14 protein-coding genes, 4 tRNA genes and 1 riboswitch are annotated in these 18,502 nt (G+C 59.6%); of the genes, 16 read left to right on the top strand and 2 right to left on the bottom strand.

Annotated features, from left to right (window positions below; all coding sequences use genetic code 11):
* Nucleotides 1-283: 283 nt before the first annotated feature.
* The 7 genes from SOP85_RS28890 (at nucleotide 284) to astE (ending at nucleotide 8,137) form a co-directional block, all read left to right on the top strand.
* On the top strand, nucleotides 284-1,504 hold the full coding sequence (locus SOP85_RS28890) for an aspartate aminotransferase family protein (RefSeq protein WP_274077892.1): 1,221 nt from the start codon (nucleotides 284-286) through the stop codon (nucleotides 1,502-1,504).
* A gap of 222 nt (nucleotides 1,505-1,726) precedes the next feature.
* Nucleotides 1,727-2,746 carry an arginine/ornithine succinyltransferase subunit alpha gene (aruF, locus tag SOP85_RS28885; protein ID WP_046819614.1) on the top strand — a complete coding sequence of 340 codons (1,020 nt, stop codon included), beginning with the start codon at nucleotides 1,727-1,729 and terminating at the stop codon, nucleotides 2,744-2,746.
* A 73-nt stretch (nucleotides 2,747-2,819) separates the two neighbouring features.
* Nucleotides 2,820-3,845: an arginine N-succinyltransferase gene (gene astA / locus SOP85_RS28880; protein ID WP_274077893.1), complete on the top strand. Its 1,026-nt coding sequence runs from the start codon at nucleotides 2,820-2,822 to the stop codon at nucleotides 3,843-3,845.
* A complete protein-coding gene (gene astD / locus SOP85_RS28875; RefSeq protein WP_274077901.1) occupies nucleotides 3,842-5,311 on the top strand; it encodes a succinylglutamate-semialdehyde dehydrogenase in 1,470 nt (489 codons plus the stop codon). Before astA ends, astD begins: the two co-directional genes overlap by 4 nt.
* 141 nt (nucleotides 5,312-5,452) lie before the next feature.
* Nucleotides 5,453-6,799, top strand: a complete 1,347-nt coding sequence (gene astB, locus SOP85_RS28870; RefSeq protein WP_323629112.1) for an N-succinylarginine dihydrolase — start codon at nucleotides 5,453-5,455, stop codon at nucleotides 6,797-6,799.
* Nucleotides 6,800-6,824: 25 nt separating this feature from the next.
* Complete coding sequence (locus SOP85_RS28865; RefSeq protein ID WP_018926388.1) at nucleotides 6,825-7,115, top strand: hypothetical protein; 291 nt, start codon at nucleotides 6,825-6,827, stop codon at nucleotides 7,113-7,115.
* A gap of 11 nt (nucleotides 7,116-7,126) precedes the next feature.
* The gene (astE, locus tag SOP85_RS28860; protein WP_323629110.1) at nucleotides 7,127-8,137 is read left to right on the top strand and encodes a succinylglutamate desuccinylase; all 1,011 of its coding nucleotides are present in this window, start codon (nucleotides 7,127-7,129) and stop codon (nucleotides 8,135-8,137) included.
* Nucleotides 8,138-8,290: 153 nt separating this feature from the next.
* On the opposite strand, the gene SOP85_RS28855 is transcribed toward astE, so the two are convergent.
* Nucleotides 8,291-8,803 carry a 6,7-dimethyl-8-ribityllumazine synthase gene (locus SOP85_RS28855; protein WP_274077896.1) on the bottom strand — a complete coding sequence of 171 codons (513 nt, stop codon included), beginning with the start codon at nucleotides 8,801-8,803 and terminating at the stop codon, nucleotides 8,291-8,293.
* 101 nt (nucleotides 8,804-8,904) lie between these two features.
* A riboswitch (FMN riboswitch) is annotated at nucleotides 8,905-9,076 on the bottom strand.
* A gap of 174 nt (nucleotides 9,077-9,250) precedes the next feature.
* Here SOP85_RS28855 and ltaE point away from each other — a divergent pair.
* The 8 genes from ltaE (at nucleotide 9,251) to mgtE (ending at nucleotide 17,070) form a co-directional block, all read left to right on the top strand.
* Nucleotides 9,251-10,255: a low-specificity L-threonine aldolase gene (gene ltaE, locus SOP85_RS28850; RefSeq protein WP_323629109.1), complete on the top strand. Its 1,005-nt coding sequence runs from the start codon at nucleotides 9,251-9,253 to the stop codon at nucleotides 10,253-10,255.
* Nucleotides 10,256-10,401: 146 nt separating this feature from the next.
* Complete coding sequence (alaS, locus tag SOP85_RS28845) at nucleotides 10,402-13,023, top strand: alanine--tRNA ligase (protein WP_323629106.1); 2,622 nt, start codon at nucleotides 10,402-10,404, stop codon at nucleotides 13,021-13,023.
* 91 nt (nucleotides 13,024-13,114) lie between these two features.
* The gene (locus SOP85_RS28840; RefSeq protein ID WP_274077899.1) at nucleotides 13,115-14,356 is read left to right on the top strand and encodes an aspartate kinase; all 1,242 of its coding nucleotides are present in this window, start codon (nucleotides 13,115-13,117) and stop codon (nucleotides 14,354-14,356) included.
* A 188-nt stretch (nucleotides 14,357-14,544) separates the two neighbouring features.
* Nucleotides 14,545-14,733 carry a carbon storage regulator CsrA gene (csrA, locus tag SOP85_RS28835; protein WP_002554426.1) on the top strand — a complete coding sequence of 63 codons (189 nt, stop codon included), beginning with the start codon at nucleotides 14,545-14,547 and terminating at the stop codon, nucleotides 14,731-14,733.
* A 62-nt stretch (nucleotides 14,734-14,795) separates the two neighbouring features.
* Nucleotides 14,796-14,886 (top strand) — tRNA-Ser (locus tag SOP85_RS28830).
* A 107-nt stretch (nucleotides 14,887-14,993) separates the two neighbouring features.
* Nucleotides 14,994-15,070 (top strand) — tRNA-Arg (locus SOP85_RS28825).
* Between the two features lie 72 nt (nucleotides 15,071-15,142).
* Nucleotides 15,143-15,219, top strand: a tRNA-Arg gene (locus tag SOP85_RS28820).
* 408 nt (nucleotides 15,220-15,627) lie between these two features.
* On the top strand, nucleotides 15,628-17,070 hold the full coding sequence (gene mgtE, locus SOP85_RS28815) for a magnesium transporter (protein WP_274077900.1): 1,443 nt from the start codon (nucleotides 15,628-15,630) through the stop codon (nucleotides 17,068-17,070).
* Between the two features lie 105 nt (nucleotides 17,071-17,175).
* On the opposite strand, the gene SOP85_RS28810 is transcribed toward mgtE, so the two are convergent.
* Nucleotides 17,176-17,502, bottom strand: coding sequence for an Arc family DNA-binding protein (locus SOP85_RS28810; RefSeq protein WP_003178899.1), 327 nt, complete (start codon nucleotides 17,500-17,502; stop codon nucleotides 17,176-17,178).
* A 568-nt stretch (nucleotides 17,503-18,070) separates the two neighbouring features.
* Here SOP85_RS28810 and SOP85_RS28805 point away from each other — a divergent pair.
* Nucleotides 18,071-18,147, top strand: a tRNA-Arg gene (locus tag SOP85_RS28805).
* Nucleotides 18,148-18,502: the final 355 nt, after the last annotated feature.

Raw genomic sequence — 18,502 nt, 5'->3', positions numbered from 1 at the left:
AGGCTGCGATCTTTTGATCTTCAAAATCAAGATCAAAAGATCGCAGCCTGCGGCAGCTCCTACAGGGGATATCGGTTTCCCGCAGAACTGCCTACAAGCGCTCGCGACAGTTTAAACTGCGCCTTTGCGACCCTATATGTCGCATTGCCGTAAACCCGTGGAAAACCGGGGTTTGCGCTATAAGAAGTTGTCGCTTGGCGGCAAGGCCGGGCTGAAAACTGTCCTTACAATCCCCCCATCGCTCGCCAGTTTCAGGCGGGTGTTTTCTCTTCAGGAGACTCCGATGTCCGTTGAGCACGCTGCGGTACAACGCGCCGATTTCGATCAGGTTATGGTTCCCAACTACGCGCCTGCCGCCTTCATTCCAGTGCGTGGCGCCGGTTCCCGCGTCTGGGACCAGTCCGGTCGCGAGCTGATCGATTTCGCCGGCGGTATTGCCGTCAACGTATTGGGCCACGCACATCCGGCGCTGGTCGGAGCCTTGACCGAGCAGGCCAACAAGCTGTGGCACGTGTCCAACGTGTTCACCAATGAGCCGGCCCTGCGCCTGGCCCACAAGCTGGTCGATGCCACCTTTGCCGAGCGTGCCTTCTTCTGCAACTCCGGCGCCGAAGCCAACGAAGCGGCCTTCAAGCTGGCCCGTCGTGTTGGTTTCGACCGCTTCGGCAGCGAGAAGTACGAAATCATCGCCGCGCTCAACAGCTTCCACGGTCGTACCCTGTTCACCGTCAACGTTGGTGGCCAGTCGAAGTACTCCGACGGCTTCGGTCCGAAGATCACCGGTATCACTCACGTGCCGTACAACGATCTGGCCGCGCTGAAAGCCGCCATTTCCGACAAGACCTGCGCTGTGGTCCTGGAGCCGATCCAGGGCGAGAGCGGTGTGATTCCGGCCGAACTGGAATACCTGCAAGGTGCCCGCGAACTCTGCACCGCGCACAACGCGCTGCTGATCTTCGACGAAGTGCAGACCGGCATGGGCCGTACCGGCCATCTGTTTGCGTACCAGCATTACGGCGTGACCCCGGACATCCTGACCAGCGCCAAGAGCCTGGGCGGCGGTTTCCCGATCGCGGCCATGCTGACCACCGAAGACCTGGCCAAACATCTGGTCGTCGGTACCCACGGCACTACCTACGGCGGCAACCCGCTGGCATGCGCGGTCGCCGAAGCGGTGATCGACGTGATCAACACCCCTGAAGTGCTGGCCGGCGTCAACGCCAAGCACGACAAGTTCAAGGCGCGCCTTGAGCAGATCGGCGAGAAATACGGCCTGTTCACCCAGGTGCGTGGCATGGGCCTGTTGATCGGTTGCGTCCTGAGCGAGGCCTGGAAAGGCAAGGCCAAGGACATCTTCAACGCCGCCGAGCGTGAAGGCCTGATGGTGCTGCAAGCCGGCCCGGATGTGGTGCGTTTCGCCCCGAGCCTGGTGGTGGAAGACGCGGACATCGATGAAGGCCTGGACCGTTTCGAACGCGCTGCGGCAAAACTGACGCAAGCCTGATAGACCCTTCGACGCCTGCAAGTCAGGCGTCGAACCCAATTTTTATGCCGGACCGGATCAAATGTGGGAGCGGGCTTGCTCGCGAAAGCGGTGCATCAGTCGACACTTTGGCTGATTGACCCACCGCATTCGCGAGCAAGCCCGCTCCCACACTGGACTGAGTTTTTTCAGTAAGGGGCCGGCTTATTTTCCTCAAAAGAGTTTTTAAAAAGGAGTGACACCATGCTGGTGATGCGCCCCGCGCAAATGGCTGATCTGGGCGAGGTACAGCGTCTGGCTGCGGACAGCCCGATTGGTGTCACTTCCTTGCCGGATGACGTTGAACGCCTGAGCGACAAGATCGCCGCGAGCGAAGCCTCGTTCGCCGCCGAAGTCAGCTTCAACGGTGAAGAGAGCTATTTCTTCGTGCTCGAAGACACGGCCACCGGCAAGTTGGTGGGCTGTTCGGCCATCGTCGCTTCGGCGGGTTATTCCGAGCCGTTCTACAGTTTCCGTAATGAAACCTTCGTGCACGCCTCCCGCGAGCTGAAGATTCATAACAAGATCCACGTGCTCTCCCAGTGCCACGACCTGACCGGCAACAGCCTGCTGACCAGTTTCTACGTGCAGCGCGAGCTGGTGGGTTCGCCCTGGGCCGAGCTCAATTCCCGTGGCCGCCTGCTGTTCGTCGCCAGCCACCCGGAGCGTTTCGCCGATTCGGTGGTGACCGAGATCGTCGGTTACAGCGATGAAAATGGCGACTCGCCGTTCTGGGATGCCATCGGTCGCAACTTCTTCGACCTCAACTACGCCGAAGCCGAGCGTCTGTGTGGCCTGAAGAGCCGGACCTTCCTCGCCGAACTGATGCCGCACTACCCGATCTACGTGCCACTGCTGCCGGACTCCGCCCAGGAAGCCATGGGCCAGGTGCACCCACGGGCGCAGATCACCTTCGACATCCTGATGCGCGAAGGCTTCGAAACCGATCACTACATCGACATCTTCGACGGCGGCCCGACCCTGCATGCCCGTGTCTCGGGGATCCGTTCGATCGCCCAGAGCCGCGTGGTGCCGGTGAAGATCGGCGAGCCGGTCAAAGGCGTCGGTCGCCAGTATCTGGTCGCCAATGCCCAGTTGCAGGACTACCGCGCGGTCATGCTCGAGCTTGACTACGCGCCGGGCAAGCCGGTGACCCTGGACCTGGAAACGGCCGAAGCCCTGGGCGTCGGTGAAGGTGCCAGCGTGCGCCTGGTGGCGGTTTAACACCTGCTTCAAAGAATGCTTGGAAAGTAGCGAGTTTCGCGGGTGGCGCAAGCGGCCCGATTGAGGAGATAGCATGATCGTTCGTCCCGTACGCAGCAGCGATTTACCCGCTCTGATCGACCTGGCCCGCAGCACCGGCACCGGCCTGACCACCTTGCCGGCCAACGAAGAGCGTCTGGCCCACCGGGTCGGCTGGGCCGAGAAGACCTTTCGCGGCGAAGCCGGGCGGGGCGATGCGGACTACCTGTTCGTGCTCGAAGACGACAATGGCCGAGTGGTGGGCATTTCCGCCATCGCTGGCGCCGTCGGCCTGCGTGAGCCCTGGTACAACTTCCGGGTCGGCCTGACGGTCAGCGCTTCGCAAGAGCTGAACATCTATCGCGAAATTCCGACCCTGTTCCTGGCCAACGACCTGACCGGCAATTCCGAGCTGTGCTCGCTGTTCCTGCACGCCGATTACCGCAGTGGCCTCAACGGCCGCATGTTGTCCAAGGCGCGGATGCTGTTCATCGCCGAATTTCCACAACTGTTCGGTAACAAGATCATCGCCGAGATGCGCGGTGTTTCCGACGAAGCCGGGCGCTCGCCATTCTGGGAAAGCCTGGGCCGCCACTTCTTCAAGATGGAATTCAGCCAGGCTGACTACCTGACCGGCGTGGGCAACAAGGCGTTCATCGCCGAATTGATGCCGAAGTTCCCGCTGTACACCTGCTTCCTGTCGCCGGACGCGCGCAACGTGATCGGCCAGGTGCACCCGGACACCGAGCCTGCGTTGTCGATGCTCAAGAGCGAAGGCTTCAGCTATCAAGGCTACGTCGACATCTTCGACGCCGGCCCGGCCATCGAGTGCGAAACCGGCAAGATCCGCGCCGTGCGCGACAGCCAGGCACTGGTGCTCGCCGTCGGCACGCCGGGCGACGACGCCACGCCGTTCATCATTCACAACCGCAAGCGCGAAGACTGCCGCATCACCGCTGCTCCGGCACGTCTCGCCGCCGGCACGCTGGTGGTCGATCCGCTGACCGCCAAACGTCTTCAACTCAACGCTGGCGATCAAGTGCGCGCCGTGGCGTTGTCCGCTGCTCGGGAGTCGAAATAATGAAGTCGCTATACATTGCAGGTGAATGGTTGGCAGGTGGGGGCGAAGCCTTTGAGTCGCTGAACCCGGTGACCCAGCAAGTGTTGTGGTCCGGCACCGGTGCCACCGTCGATCAGGTCGAGTCGGCCGTGCAGGCTGCACGCCAGGCGTTCCCGACCTGGGCCCGGCGCACCCTGGAAGAGCGCATTGCGGTGCTGGAAGCCTTTGCCACATCCCTGAAAAGTCATGCAGACGAACTGGCCCACGCCATTGGCGAGGAAACCGGCAAGCCCCTGTGGGAGTCGGCCACCGAAGTCACCAGCATGGTCAACAAGATTGCCATCTCGGTGCAGAGCTACCGCGAGCGCACCGGCGAGAAGAGCGGCCCGCTGGGCGACGCCACCGCAGTGCTGCGCCACAAGCCCCACGGCGTGGTGGCGGTATTCGGCCCTTACAACTTCCCGGGCCACTTGCCCAACGGGCATATCGTGCCGGCGCTGCTGGCCGGTAACAGCGTGCTGTTCAAGCCGAGTGAGCTGACGCCGAAAGTCGCCGAGCTGACGGTCAAATGCTGGATCGAAGCCGGATTGCCGGCGGGCGTCCTGAACCTGCTGCAGGGCGCGCGCGAAACCGGTATCGCCCTGGCGGCGAACCCGGGCATCGACGGCCTGTTCTTCACTGGTTCCAGCCGCACGGGCAATCACCTGCACCAGCAATTTGCCGGTCGCCCGGACAAGATCCTCGCGCTGGAGATGGGTGGTAACAACCCGCTGGTGGTGGATCAGGTCGCCGATCTCGATGCTGCTGTGTACACCATCATCCAGTCGGCGTTCATCTCTGCCGGCCAGCGCTGCACCTGTGCCCGCCGCTTGCTGGTGCCGCAGGGCGCCTGGGGCGACACATTGCTGGCGCGCCTGGTGGCGGTCAGTGCGTCGATTGAAGTCGGTGCGTTCGATCAGCAGCCGGCGCCGTTCATGGGCTCGGTGATTTCCCTTGGCGCGGCGAAAGCCTTGATGGATGCCCAGGAACACCTGCTGGCCAACGGCGCCGTGGCATTGCTGGAAATGACCCAGCCCCAGGCCCAGGCCGCCTTGCTGACCCCGGGCATTGTGGATGTGACGGCGGTCGCCGATCGCCCGGACGAAGAGCTGTTCGGCCCGCTGTTGCAAGTGATCCGCTACGTTGATTTTGAAGCGGCGATCGCTGAAGCCAACGACACTGAATACGGTTTGGCCGCTGGCCTGTTGTCGGATTCCGAAGCGCGTTACCAGCAATTCTGGCTGGAAAGCCGCGCGGGCATCGTCAACTGGAACAAACAACTGACCGGTGCCGCGAGCAGCGCGCCCTTCGGCGGTGTCGGCGCCTCGGGCAACCATCGCGCCAGCGCCTACTACGCGGCGGATTACTGCGCGTACCCGGTGGCCTCGCTGGAAACGCCGAGCCTGACTTTGCCAGCGGCCCTGACGCCTGGCGTGAAAATGGCGTGATGCCCATTCGCGAGCAAGCCCGCTCCCACAAAGGGAAATGCATTCCAATGTGGGAGCGGGCTTGCTCGCGAAGGCCGCGACTCGGTCTAAAAGAATAGTTACCAGAAGCCTAAAACAACAGATTCTCGTGGAGCCTCGCTGATGAAATCCTATGAAGTCAATTTTGACGGTCTAGTGGGGCCGACCCATAACTACGGCGGCCTGTCCTACGGCAACGTCGCGTCCCAGAGCAACAGCCAGCAGTCTTCGAATCCGAAGGAAGCGGCGCTGCAAGGCCTGGCGAAAATGAAAGCGCTGATGGACATGGGCTTTCAGCAAGGCGTGCTGGCACCGCAGGAACGCCCGGACGTGGCCGCCTTGCGCCGCCTGGGTTTCAGCGGCACCGACGCGCAAGTGATCGAGCGTGCCGCCAAAGAAGCGATGCCATTGCTGGTGGCCAGTTGCTCGGCATCGAGCATGTGGGTGGCCAACGCTGCCACCGTCAGCCCGAGCGCCGACACCGCGGATGGCCGCGTGCATTTCACCGCCGCCAACCTGAACTGCAAGTACCACCGCAGCATCGAGCATCCGACCACCAGCCGCGTGCTGGGCGCGATGTTCGCCGACCAGAAGCACTTCGCCCACCACGCCGCGTTGCCGGCCGTGGCGCAGTTCGGTGACGAAGGCGCGGCCAACCACACCCGTTTCTGCCGTGCGTACGGCGAAGCCGGCGTCGAGTTCTTCGTGTTTGGTCGCAGTGCCTTCGACACCCGTTACCCGGCACCGCAAAAGTACCCGGCGCGCCAGACCCTCGAAGCGTCCCAGGCGGTCGCTCGCCTGCACGGCCTGAGCGATGACGGCGTGGTCTACGCCCAGCAGAACCCGTCGGTGATCGACCAGGGCGTGTTCCACAATGACGTGATTGCCGTGGGTAATGGCGAAGTGCTGTTCTATCACGAGGACGCTTTCCTCGAGACCGACAAGATGCTCGCCGAACTGCAAAGCAAACTCGCCAGGGTCGGTGGGAAATTTCAGTCAGTGTGCGTTCCGCGTTCCGCAGTAAGCGTCGAAGACGCGGTTCGTTCCTACCTGTTCAATAGCCAACTGCTGTCGCGTCCTGACGGCTCCATGCTGTTGATCGTGCCGGAAGAATGCCGTGGCAACGAGCGCGTATGGCAATACCTGCAGGGTCTGACCAGCTCCGGCGGCCTGATCCGCGAAGTGAAAGTCTTCGATCTCAAGCAGAGCATGCAGAACGGCGGTGGGCCTGCTTGCCTGAGGTTGCGTGTCGCGCTCAACGAAACCGAACTGGCGGCGGTCAACCCAGGGGTTATCATGACGGCACCGTTGTACGGCACTCTGACCGAATGGGTCGAGAAGCATTACCGCGACCGCATGACCGAAAACGATCTGGCGGACCCGCAATTGCTGCTTGAGTGCCGGACGGCACTGGATGAACTGACGCAAATCCTTAAACTGGGCGCGGTTTATCCATTCCAGATCAATTGAAAGTCTCAAACGAGAGCGTAAAAACATGAGCGATACCCTGCAGCTGATCCTTGAAGACACCGACGGCACGCAACTGGAAACCTCCTGCACCCGCGTCGCGGTCATGTGGCAAGGCAAAGAGCTGTGGATCCAGCAGGACGGCCGTGGCCAGTTGCTGATCGGCGTGGACGTCGAAGAAGGCGACGCCGAATACGCCAACCTGCTGTTGCGCCCATTGGCGACTAATCTGGTAAGTCTGCAACTGGAGATGGAACCGGCTGACCTGGGTGACGACGAGGACCACGTTCACGGCCCGGATTGCAATCACGACCATTAAGGAAACGCTCTATGCTCGCCCTCGGCAAACTGCTTGAACTGACCCTCGCCGGCCGCGAACCGGCGGAGAAGACTCAACTGACTGTCGAAGGCGTGCGCATGCGCTGGTTGAGCGAAGGTGCGCTGGAAGTCCGGCCACCTGAAGTACGCGACAACGGCCTGGACCTGCTGTTATCGGCCGGTATCCACGGCAACGAAACAGCGCCGATCGAACTGCTCGATCGCCTGTTGCATGACATCGCCCGCGGCGACTTGAAGCCGCGTGCCCGAATTCTGTTCCTGTTCGGCAACCCCGAAGCGATTCGCAAGGGTGAGCGTTTCGTCGAGCAGGACGTCAATCGGCTGTTCAACGGCCGTCACGAACAAAGCAGTGGCTCCGAAGCCCTGCGCGCCTGTGAGCTGGAACGCCTGGCGGCTAGTTTCTTCAGCCTGCCGGATCGCCAGCGACTGCACTACGACCTGCACACGGCGATTCGTGGTTCGAAAATCGAACAGTTCGCCTTGTACCCCTGGAAAGAAGATCGCCAGCATTCGCGCCAGGAGTTGGCCCGTCTGCGCGCCGCCGGCATGGAGGCGGTGCTGTTGCAGAACAAGCCGTCCATCGTCTTCAGTTCCTACACCTACGACAAGCTCGGTGCCGAGGCCTTCACCCTTGAACTGGGCAAGGCGCGGCCGTTCGGGCAGAACGACGGGGTGAATGTCACTCGGCTGGAAACCCGCCTCAAACAGATCATCGAAGGCACCGAGCCCGAGATGGCTGAAGAGGCGCTGGACGGTTTGCAGCTGTTCAGCGTGGCACGGGAAATCATCAAGCACAGCGACAGCTTCCGCCTGAACCTGCCCGTGGACATCGAGAACTTTTCACAGCTGGAAGTGGGTTACCTGCTGGCGGAAGACATCGCCAATACGCGCTGGATCATCGAGGAGGAGGGCGCCCGGATCATCTTCCCGAACCCCAAGGTGAAAAACGGCCTGCGCGCCGGCATCCTGATCGTGCCGACCACCGACGATAACCTGGCCTAATCACAACACATGACAAATGTGGGAGCGGGCTTGCTCGCGAAGGCGGAATGACAGTCAACACATCCGTTGAATGTTAAAACGCTTTCGCGAGCAAGCCCGCTCCCACATTGAATGTGGGTGAAGTCCAAGACCCCACCCAAACCTCTTTGGTGTTTAGACGGCTACCGCGCGCGGCTCGGTGCGACGCAGGGCGCGAATCTTGCTCAGCGTATCCGCACACGTCTTCGCCGCTTCCTGACCTTTGTGCACGAAGTGATCGAAGAAGAACTTATGATGCAATTCTTCACCGGCATGGAAGTGGTGCGGGGTCAGGGACACCGAGAACACCGGCACTTCGGTTTCCAGTTGAACCTGCATCAGGCCGCTGACCACTGACTGGGCGACGAACTCGTGACGGTAGATCCCGCCGTCCACCACCAGGGCTGCGGCGACGATGCCGGCATAACGGCCGGTCTTGGCCAGCAACTTGGCGTGCAGGGGCATTTCAAAGGCGCCGCCGACTTCGAAGAAATCGATGTCGGATTCCTGATAACCCTGGGCAATCATTTCAGCGACGAAGCCTTTACGGCTCTGGTCGACAATATCCTTGTGCCAGCAGGCCTGGATAAACGCTACGCGCTCGCCGTGATGGTGTTTGCTTTTGCTGTCGATTGCGGTGGGTTGCATGTTCTGATTCCTGTTTGTGTGAAAAACAGGGCTTATGAATCGAATGGGATTTTAGGGTACGCACGCTCGCACGAGTGCTGCGGACGGCCCTTTTGCGCCAATCCCGTTCTCTCTTCATCCGGACTATGACCGTCGGCCCCGGAATCACACCGGGTCTGCTGACCTTGTCGCCACTCACGGCAAAGGCCGTGTCTGACACCAAGCGCTCGCGGGCTATGCGTGTTGCACGCAATTACCGCCGGTGGGGAGTTGCACCCCGCCCTGAGAACGTTTTGCTGCCAGATTGTTTGGCAGCGCAGCGTTTTTATCACATATTTCCTACGCGCGCATCGGTGCTTTCGGATGATTGTTATCGAGTTTTCCGTTGCATAAGGGTTGATTATTCATCGTCTTGACCGCAGTAATCCCTACCTGAACGCGATTTCCCCTGTTTACGAGGCCCGAGTCATGAGTGTGATTGATCTTCGCAGCGACACCGTCACCCAACCCTCCACCGGCATGCTCGAGGCGATGGCCACTGCCGCCACCGGTGACGATGTGTATGGCGAAGATCCGACGGTCAACCGCCTGGAAGCCGAACTGGCAGACCGCCTGGGGTTTGCTGCCGCACTGTTTGTCCCGACGGGCACCATGAGCAACCTGCTGGGCTTGATGGCCCATTGCGAGCGCGGTGACGAATACATCGTCGGTCAGCAGGCGCACACCTATAAGTACGAAGGTGGCGGAGCGGCGGTACTCGGCTCGATCCAGCCGCAGCCGCTGGAAGTGCAGGCCGATGGCTCGCTGGACCTTTCCCAGATTGCCGCGGCGATCAAGCCGGACGATTTCCATTTCGCCCGCACCCGTTTGCTGGCGTTGGAAAACACCATGCAGGGCAAGGTCCTGCCCCTGGAATACCTGGCCCGGGCCCGCAGCTTTACCCGTGAGCACGGGTTGCAACTGCACCTGGACGGCGCGCGGCTGTACAACGCAGCGGTGAAGCTGGGTGTCGATGCCCGGGAAATCACCCGGCATTTCGATTCAGTCTCGGTGTGCCTGTCCAAAGGCCTGGGCGCCCCGGTGGGTTCGGTGCTGTGTGGCTCGGTCGAATTGATCGGCAAGGCCCGACGCCTGCGCAAGATGGTCGGCGGCGGCATGCGCCAGGCCGGGATTCTGGCGGCGGCAGGCCTGTACGCGCTGGAGCATAACGTTCAGCGCCTGGCCGACGACCACGCCAACGCCCAATTGCTCGCCGAAGGCCTGCGAGAAGCAGGGTTTGAAGTCGAGCCGGTGCAGACCAACATGGTGTACGTCGCCATCGGCGACAAGGCCGAGGCACTCAAGGCGTTCGCCGCCGAGCGCGGGATCGTGCTCAGTGCTGCCGCGCGCTTGCGATTGGTCACGCACATGGACGTCAGCCGCGGGCAAATCGAGCAGGTCGTCGCGACATTCGTCGACTTTTCCAGTAAGTGATAGCGTTAGCGCTCCAATTGACCGTTTCTATCGTATAAACACGCTGTACCCCGCGCGCAGGGCCGATATAATGCGGCCCTTTGCCGTCGCTTCGTCTGTTGACGTTTCGAACAGGCCTTTGGCCGCAGCCTCCGTGGAAGAACCTAATGAAAAGCGCAGAAATCCGTGAAGCCTTCCTTCGCTTCTTCGAAGAGCAAGGCCACACCCGTGTAGCCTCCAGCTCTTTGATTCCGGGCAACGACCCAACCCTGCTGTTCACCAACGCGGGGATGAACCAGTTCAAGGACTGCTTCCTGGGCCAGGAAAAGCGCGCGTACACCCGTGCCGTTTCCAGCCAGAAATGCGTGCGCGCCGGCGGCAAGCACAACGACCTGGAAAACGTCGGTTATACCGCCCGTCACCACACCTTCTTCGAAATGCTGGGTAACTTCAGCTTCGGTGACTACTTCAAGCGTGACGCCATCACCTACGCCTGGAACTTCCTGACCTCCGACAAGTGGCTGAACCTGCCCAAGGAAAAGCTTTGGGTCACCGTCTACGCCAGCGATGACGAGGCGTACGACATCTGGACCAAGGAAATCGGGGTGCCGGCCGAGCGCATGGTGCGTATTGGCGACAACAAAGGCGCGCCTTACGCGTCCGACAACTTCTGGACCATGGGCGATACCGGCCCGTGCGGTCCTTGCACCGAGATTTTCTACGATCACGGCGCCGACATCTGGGGTGGTCCACCGGGTTCGCCGGAAGAAGACGGCGACCGCTACATCGAAATCTGGAACAACGTGTTCATGCAGTTCAACCGCACCGCCGATGGCGTGTTGCACCCGCTGCCAGCGCCGTCGGTGGACACCGGCATGGGCCTGGAGCGGATCAGTGCCGTGCTGCAGCACGTTCACTCGAACTATGAAATCGACCTGTTCCAGAGCCTGCTGAGCGCATCGGCCAAGGCCATCGGTTGCACCAACGACAACCAGGCTTCCCTGAAAGTCGTGGCTGACCACATTCGTTCCTGCGGTTTCCTGATTGCCGATGGCGTGCTGCCATCCAACGAAGGACGTGGCTATGTGCTGCGCCGCATCATTCGTCGCGCTTGCCGTCACGGCAACAAGCTGGGCGCCAAGGGCAGCTTCTTCTATCAGATCGTCGCGGCCCTGGTCGCCGAGATGGGCGAAGCCTTCCCTGAGCTGAAATCCCAGCAGGCGCACATCGAGCGCGTGCTCAAAGCCGAAGAAGAGCAATTCGCCAAGACCCTGGAGCAGGGCCTGAAAATCCTCGAGCAGGATCTGGCCGAGCTCAAGGGCGACGTGGTTCCGGGCGATGTCGTGTTCAAGCTCTACGACACCTACGGTTTCCCGATGGACCTGACGGGCGACATCGCTCGCGAGCGCAGCCTGACCATCGACGAAGCCGGTTTCGAGCGCGAGATGGAAGCCCAGCGCGTGCGTGCACGTTCGGCCAGTTCCTTCGGCATGGACTACAACAGCCTGGTCAAGGTTGATGTCGATACCGAATTCACCGGTTACAGCGCCCACAGCGGTTCGGCCAAGATCGTTGCCATCTATAAAGACGGGCAGTCGGTCGACGTACTGAGCGAAGGCCAAGAGGGCGTGATCGTTCTCGATCAGACGCCGTTCTATGCCGAATCCGGTGGTCAGATTGGTGATTGCGGTTTCCTCCAGGCTGGCGCTGCGCGTTTCGACGTGCGCGACACCACCAAGACCGGCGGTGCGTTCCTGCACCACGGTGTGCTGGACTCGGGCAGCCTGATCGTTGGCTCGCCAGTTCAAGCGCAGGTGGATGCCGACGTGCGCCACGCCACCTCGCTGAACCACTCCGCGACTCACTTGCTGCACGCCGCATTGCGTCAGGTGCTGGGCGATCACGTTCAGCAGAAAGGCTCGCTGGTCGACAGTCAGCGCCTGCGCTTCGACTTCAGCCACTTCGAAGCCATCAAGCCTGAACAGCTCAAAGCGCTGGAAGACATCGTCAACGCCGAGATTCGCAAGAACTCCGAAGTTGAAACCGAAGAAACCGACATCGAAACCGCCAAGCAGAAAGGCGCCATGGCGCTGTTCGGCGAAAAATACGGCGACAACGTGCGCGTGCTGAGCATGGGCGACTTCTCCGTCGAACTGTGCGGCGGTATCCACGCCAACCGTACCGGCGACATCGGCCTGTTGAAAATCATCAGCGAAGGCGGTGTGGCTTCGGGTGTGCGTCGTATCGAAGCGGTCACTGGTGCTGCGGCACTGGCCTACTTGAACGCGGCGGAAGAGCAACTCAAGGAAGCGGCCAGCCTGGTCAAGGGCAGCCGCGACAACCTGATCGACAAGCTGTCGGCTGTGCTGGAGCGCAACCGTCTGCTGGAGAAGCAACTCGAGCAGTTGCAAGCCAAGGCCGCCAGTGCGGCGGGTGACGACCTGTCGGCGCAAGCCCAGGAGGTCAAGGGCGTGAAAGTGCTGGCCGTGCGTCTGGACGGTCAGGATGGCAAGGCGCTGCTGGCGCTGGTCGATCAACTGAAAAACAAACTCGGCCGCGCAGTGATCCTGCTCGGCAGTGTCCATGAGGAGAAGGTCGTTCTGGTTGCAGGCGTAACCAAAGACCTGACTGGCCAACTCAAAGCCGGTGATTTGATGAAGCAAGCCGCTGCGGCAGTGGGCGGGAAGGGCGGTGGTCGTCCAGACATGGCGCAAGGCGGCGGTACCGACGCTGGCGCCCTGGACGCGGCACTGGCGCTGACCGTTCCGTTTGTAGAGCAGGGTTTATAAGGCAGTGCCTGCGGCCCGCAGTCTAGTGGCGGGCCGCAACGCTGTTTGAGTGATTATTTGGGCGCCCTTCATGGGCAGAGGCGGCTTTGAAATGGCTTTGATCGTACAGAAATTTGGAGGCACCTCGGTCGGCACCGTCGAGAGAATCGAGCAGGTTGCCGACAAGGTTAAGAAATTCCGCGATGCCGGCGATGACCTGGTGGTTGTGCTGTCTGCAATGAGCGGCGAAACCAACCGTCTGATCGATCTGGCCAAGCAAATCAGTGGCGGCGATCAACCGGTTCCTCGCGAGCTGGACGTGATCGTTTCCACCGGTGAGCAGGTGACGATTGCCCTGTTGGCCATGGCGCTGATGAAGCGCGGTGTGCCTGCAGTGTCCTACACCGGCAACCAGGTACGGATCCTGACGGATAGCGCGCACAATAAAGCGCGTATCCTGCAGATCGACGACCAGAAGATTCGCGGCGACCTGAAGGCCGGTCGCGTGGTGGTTGTCGCCGGTTTCCAGGGCGTCGACGAGCACGGCAATATCACCACCCTCGGTCGTGGCGGTTCCGACACCACCGGCGTGGCCCTGGCGGCAGCCTTGAAGGCTGACGAGTGCCAGATCTACACCGACGTCGATGGCGTCTACACCACTGACCCGCGCGTCGTGTCCGTGGCCCAGCGCCTGGACAAGATCACCTTCGAAGAGATGCTGGAAATGGCCAGCCTCGGTTCCAAGGTGCTGCAGATTCGCGCGGTGGAGTTCGCCGGCAAGTACAACGTCCCGCTGCGCGTACTGCACAGCTTCAAGGAGGGTCCGGGCACCCTCATTACTATTGATGAAGAGGAAACCATGGAACAGCCGATCATTTCCGGTATCGCTTTCAACCGCGATGAAGCCAAGCTGACCATCCGTGGCGTGCCAGACATCCCGGGCGTTGCCTTCAAGATTCTCGGCCCGATCAGCGCCGCGAACATCGAAGTCGACATGATCGTGCAGAACGTTGCGCACGATAACACCACCGACTTCACCTTCACCGTGCACCGCAATGACTACCAGGCGGCGCAGACCGTGCTGGAAAAGACCGCCAGTGAGCTGGGTGCCCGTGAAGTCATCGGCGACACCAAGATCGCCAAGGTGTCGATCGTCGGCGTTGGCATGCGCTCCCACGCGGGCGTCGCCAGCCGCATGTTCGAAGCACTGGCCAAGGAAACCATCAACATCCAGATGATCTCCACGTCGGAAATCAAGGTCTCCGTCGTGATCGAAGAGAAGTACCTGGAACTGGCTGTGCGCGCCTTGCACACGGCTTTCGAACTGGACGCACCGGTCCGCCAGGGCGAGTGATGCGTTTGCCAAAGGGCGCGGTCTGACCGCGCCCTTTGTTTTTTTGCAAGGCGCGACCCCAAGGCTGTTCTTTTGCTCGCGCTGGTCAATACTCAGGCATGTAGGCCAACGACCATTCTGGTTGTAGGTCGAGTGCCTTTTTTTTGCAGACTGTTGTCCCTGAAAATGTAATGCGTGAGGAGAAAGGTATGCTGATTCTGACTCGTCGGTGCGCAGAAAGCCTGATTATTGGTGATGGCGAAATCACCGTGACCGTGCTCGGCGTCAAAGGAAATCAAGTGCGTATCGGTGTCAACGCCCCGAAAGAGGTTGCGGTCCACCGTGAGGAAATTTACCTGCGTATAAAGAAAGAGAAGGACGAAGAACCAAGCCATTAATTTTTATCGTTTTTTATGTTTGCAAACGGGGAAAAGGTTGGTTAAGATACGCCCCGTGTTGCGGAGAGCTGGCCGAGTGGCCGAAGGCGCTCCCCTGCTAAGGGAGTACACCTCAAAAGGGTGTCGGGGGTTCGAATCCCCCGTTCTCCGCCATTATTTGCGTAGTACGTTGTAATCTGGCTTCTTCGGTAAGTTGTTGAAATTACTAGAAAAAGTGCTTGACATAGAGATTAGACGGCCTATAATGCGCGGCAACAAATGCACTCGTAGCTCAGCTGGATAGAGTACTCGGCTACGAACCGAGCGGTCACAGGTTCGAATCCTGTCGAGTGCACCATTTAAGAGTTGTTTGCAGTGATGTGAATGACTTGGCTCCAACCAGTTGTGATCTGGTATAAAAACACAAAATGCACTCGTAGCTCAGCTGGATAGAGTACTCGGCTACGAACCGAGCGGTCACAGGTTCGAATCCTGTCGAGTGCACCATACAACAAAAAGCCCGCTTTTTAAGCGGGCTTTTTGCCGTCTGGGATTTGGCTTTTCCCTTCCTGCATCCTCTCTCGTCGAACTCGATGCTCTTCCTCCATGACGGCTACCGATCAAGGTAGGCGCCCGCATTTTCCATCGCCATTGTGTTTTCTTTTCCAGATGGGTCGTCGCACTTTGTAGTGTCAGGCGCGCGCTCAAGATTGTTTCGCAAGCGCTTGTTTCAGCCATGATTTTTTAACGTTTTAAGCCGTCAGTCGGTGTATCATTGCGCCCGTCAGCCCCGCCGGGGCTTTTGGATTACTTCCATGGACTTACCCAGTAGTTACTCAATACCCCGTTTTTCCAATCATGAATTGACTGATTGATCCTTCCGGCGCGCCCCGCTGCTGGGAGTGGAGTTCGCCTATGTCTGAAGTTGAAGTAAAGAAAACGCAGGAAAGCTTGCAGGACCGCCTGGCTCAAGTCGTTGAGCTGTTGCAGCGTCAGCGAGTGGTTGAAGACCTGACTCATCGCCAGGAAGGTCCGAATCAGGATCGCGTCGAAAACCTGGTTCACCGGCAAAATCTGGTCGAGCTGCAACGCAAGCTCGATGACCTGCACTCCGCCGACGTCGCCTATATTCTCGAAGCCTTGCCGCTGGATGACCGCCTGACGCTTTGGCAATTGGTCAAGGCTGATCGCGACGGCGACATCCTGCTCGAAGTATCCGATTCGGTTCGTGAAACCCTGATCGCCGACATGGACGATCACGAGCTCCTGGCCGCGGCCAAGGATATGGATGCCGACGAACTGGCTGACCTGGCTTCCGAGCTGCCGCGGGATGTCGTCCACGAGCTGATGGAAACCCTCGATGCTCAGCAGCGCGAGCGAGTGCGCTCGGCGTTGTCCTATGACGAGGACCAGGTCGGCGCACTGATGGACTTCGAGATGGTTACCATCCGCGAGGATGTCAGCCTCGAAGTGGTTCTGCGCTATCTGCGACGCCTCAAGGAGCTGCCTGGTCATACCGACAAACTGTTCGTGGTTGACTACGACGGTGTGCTCAAGGGTGTGCTGCCGATCAAGCGTCTGCTGGTCAATGATCCGGACAAGCAGGTTTCGGAAGTCATGGCCAGCGATCCGGTGAGTTTCCATCCGGATGAAGAAGCCTACGATGCTGCCCAGGCGTTTGAGCGTTACGACTTGATCTCGGCGCCCGTCGTCGACAAGAACGGTAAGCTGATCGGCCGTCTGACCATCGATGAAATGGTCGACCTGATTCGTGAAGAGAGCGAAAGCGAAGTTCTCAACATGGCGGGTCTGCGGGAAGAAGAGGATATTTTTGCGTCGGTCTGGAAGTCCCTGCGTAACCGCTGGGCCTGGCTGGCGGTGAACCTGATCACTGCATTCGTTGCTTCCCGGGTGATTGGCCTGTTCGAAGGCTCCATCGAGAAGCTGGTGGCACTGGCGGCATTGATGCCGATCGTTGCGGGTATCGGCGGTAACTCCGGCAACCAGACCATCACCATGATCGTCCGGGCCATGGCGCTGGATCAGGTGAGCACCGGCAATACTTCGCGGCTGATGCGCAAGGAGCTGGCGGTAGCCCTGATCAATGGCGTGATTTGGGGTGGGGTGATCGGTGTGGTCGCCTACCTGTTGTATGGGAGCTGGTCGCTCGGTGTCGTGATGACCGCTGCCATGACCCTCAATCTGTTGCTTGCAGCTTTGATGGGGGTCTTGATCCCGATGACGCTAGCAAGACTCGGACGGGATCCGGCCATGGGCGCCAGTGTGATGATTACCGCCATGACCGACAGTGGCGGCTTCTTTATCTTCCTGGGGCTGGCAACGATTTTCCTGCTCTGAGATGTTTGATTTAAAGCCCGCCCGCCATATGGCGGGCTTTTTTATGGCCAAATTCAAGGCAAAAAAAAGCCAGCGATCACGCTGGCTTGAGCTTGCGGGGACGAATCAGGAAGCGTCTGCAGCCATCTCGGCGTCATGGGCGATCAATGAGACAAGCGCGTTTTGCTGACGGTGAGAGAGTTGGCGGAAGCGTTGCAGCAGTTCGCGCTCGTGCAATGACAGCTCCGGGCTGTCCAGGCGCATGCTCAGCTCTTCGCCCAGTGCGCCTTCCTGAATGAGACTCTGCTCCAGGCGCGCAATGATTTCGGAGTTCATGCTGCGGTGATGATTGCGAGCCACCTCGGCAATGCGTTCACGCATTCCGTCTGGCAGACGTACGACGAACTTGTCAGCCGTACGGCTGGAATAAATTGCCTGTTTCAATGGGCGCATATATTTAACCGGTTAGTTCAGGGGAGCGGTTCTCGGGATTGGCCGCAGGATGTCTGATAGGACAAGCGCTCTGGCCAAATGTTCAACCTGAATTGATTGAAGCTGGCATCATGCCTCAAGCTCGCCAGATCATTGGCGCCAATTCTGTGACAAATATTGAGCTGGATAAAGGCGTTCTGCCAGCACCAGTTATCAGAAATGCGGACTGGTTTTGAAAATTGCCGGGTCCGTCTCTCTGGCCGCGTCCTTTGCCCTCCAGTTCTCTGGAAAAAACCGAGGGGCATCCCATGCGTATTCGATCACTGTTCCTTATGTGTACAGGATAGTGGCAATTGGCCGATTTACTAGTGGCAAGCGTGTAACGAGAGTCGTTTAGGATGGGTGGCAGGCAGTTTTTTTCGTGGCTGTCCCTTCCTGGGAGGGGAGGGCCTGGCTTGTGTGCTAAAAGTCCGAGCCCGCGCGTGACATCTGCCTACACTTAAAAAGCCCACGGATGACATGACAAAGGCAGGCTCGCCCGTTAACATGCACGCCGTCTATCGCTGCGCGAATTTCGCCGGCATCTTGTGTCTCAGTAGCTCAATTGGATAGAGCATCCCCCTCCTAAGGGGAAGGTTGGCAGTTCGAACCTGCCCTGGGACACCACAAACATCCAGCCTTCAGCAGTTCATGATTCGCCCACCCAATCGTTATGGGTGCAAACGGATTGCTTCAGGCATAAAAAGCCCTGCTCAGATCAGTATCTGGCGGGGCTTTTTCATATGGGTGATTGCCTGGAGTTCTCTCCTATATAGAAGAGGGCGGCTAATTCCCACTCAAATGCCTTTTTGATAGAAATAGTAAATCAGTGGTTGACGGCAGATTTCAGAAGCCTATAATTCGCCCCACTTCCGGCGCAGTCGAAACGGAAAACTCCTTGGTAAACAATGAGTTACGCAGTTTTGACAGCGGGTTGCTTCAGTTCATCGAGGCGCGAAGGAAGTTGAAAAAGAGGTGTTGA

It is taken from the genome of Pseudomonas sp. YuFO20 (assembly GCF_035064975.1).
Taxonomy (GTDB): Bacteria; Pseudomonadota; Gammaproteobacteria; order Pseudomonadales; family Pseudomonadaceae; genus Aquipseudomonas; species Aquipseudomonas putida_AE.
Note: the sequence above shows the minus strand (reverse complement) of the source record. Positions and strands in the feature narration are given on the sequence as shown.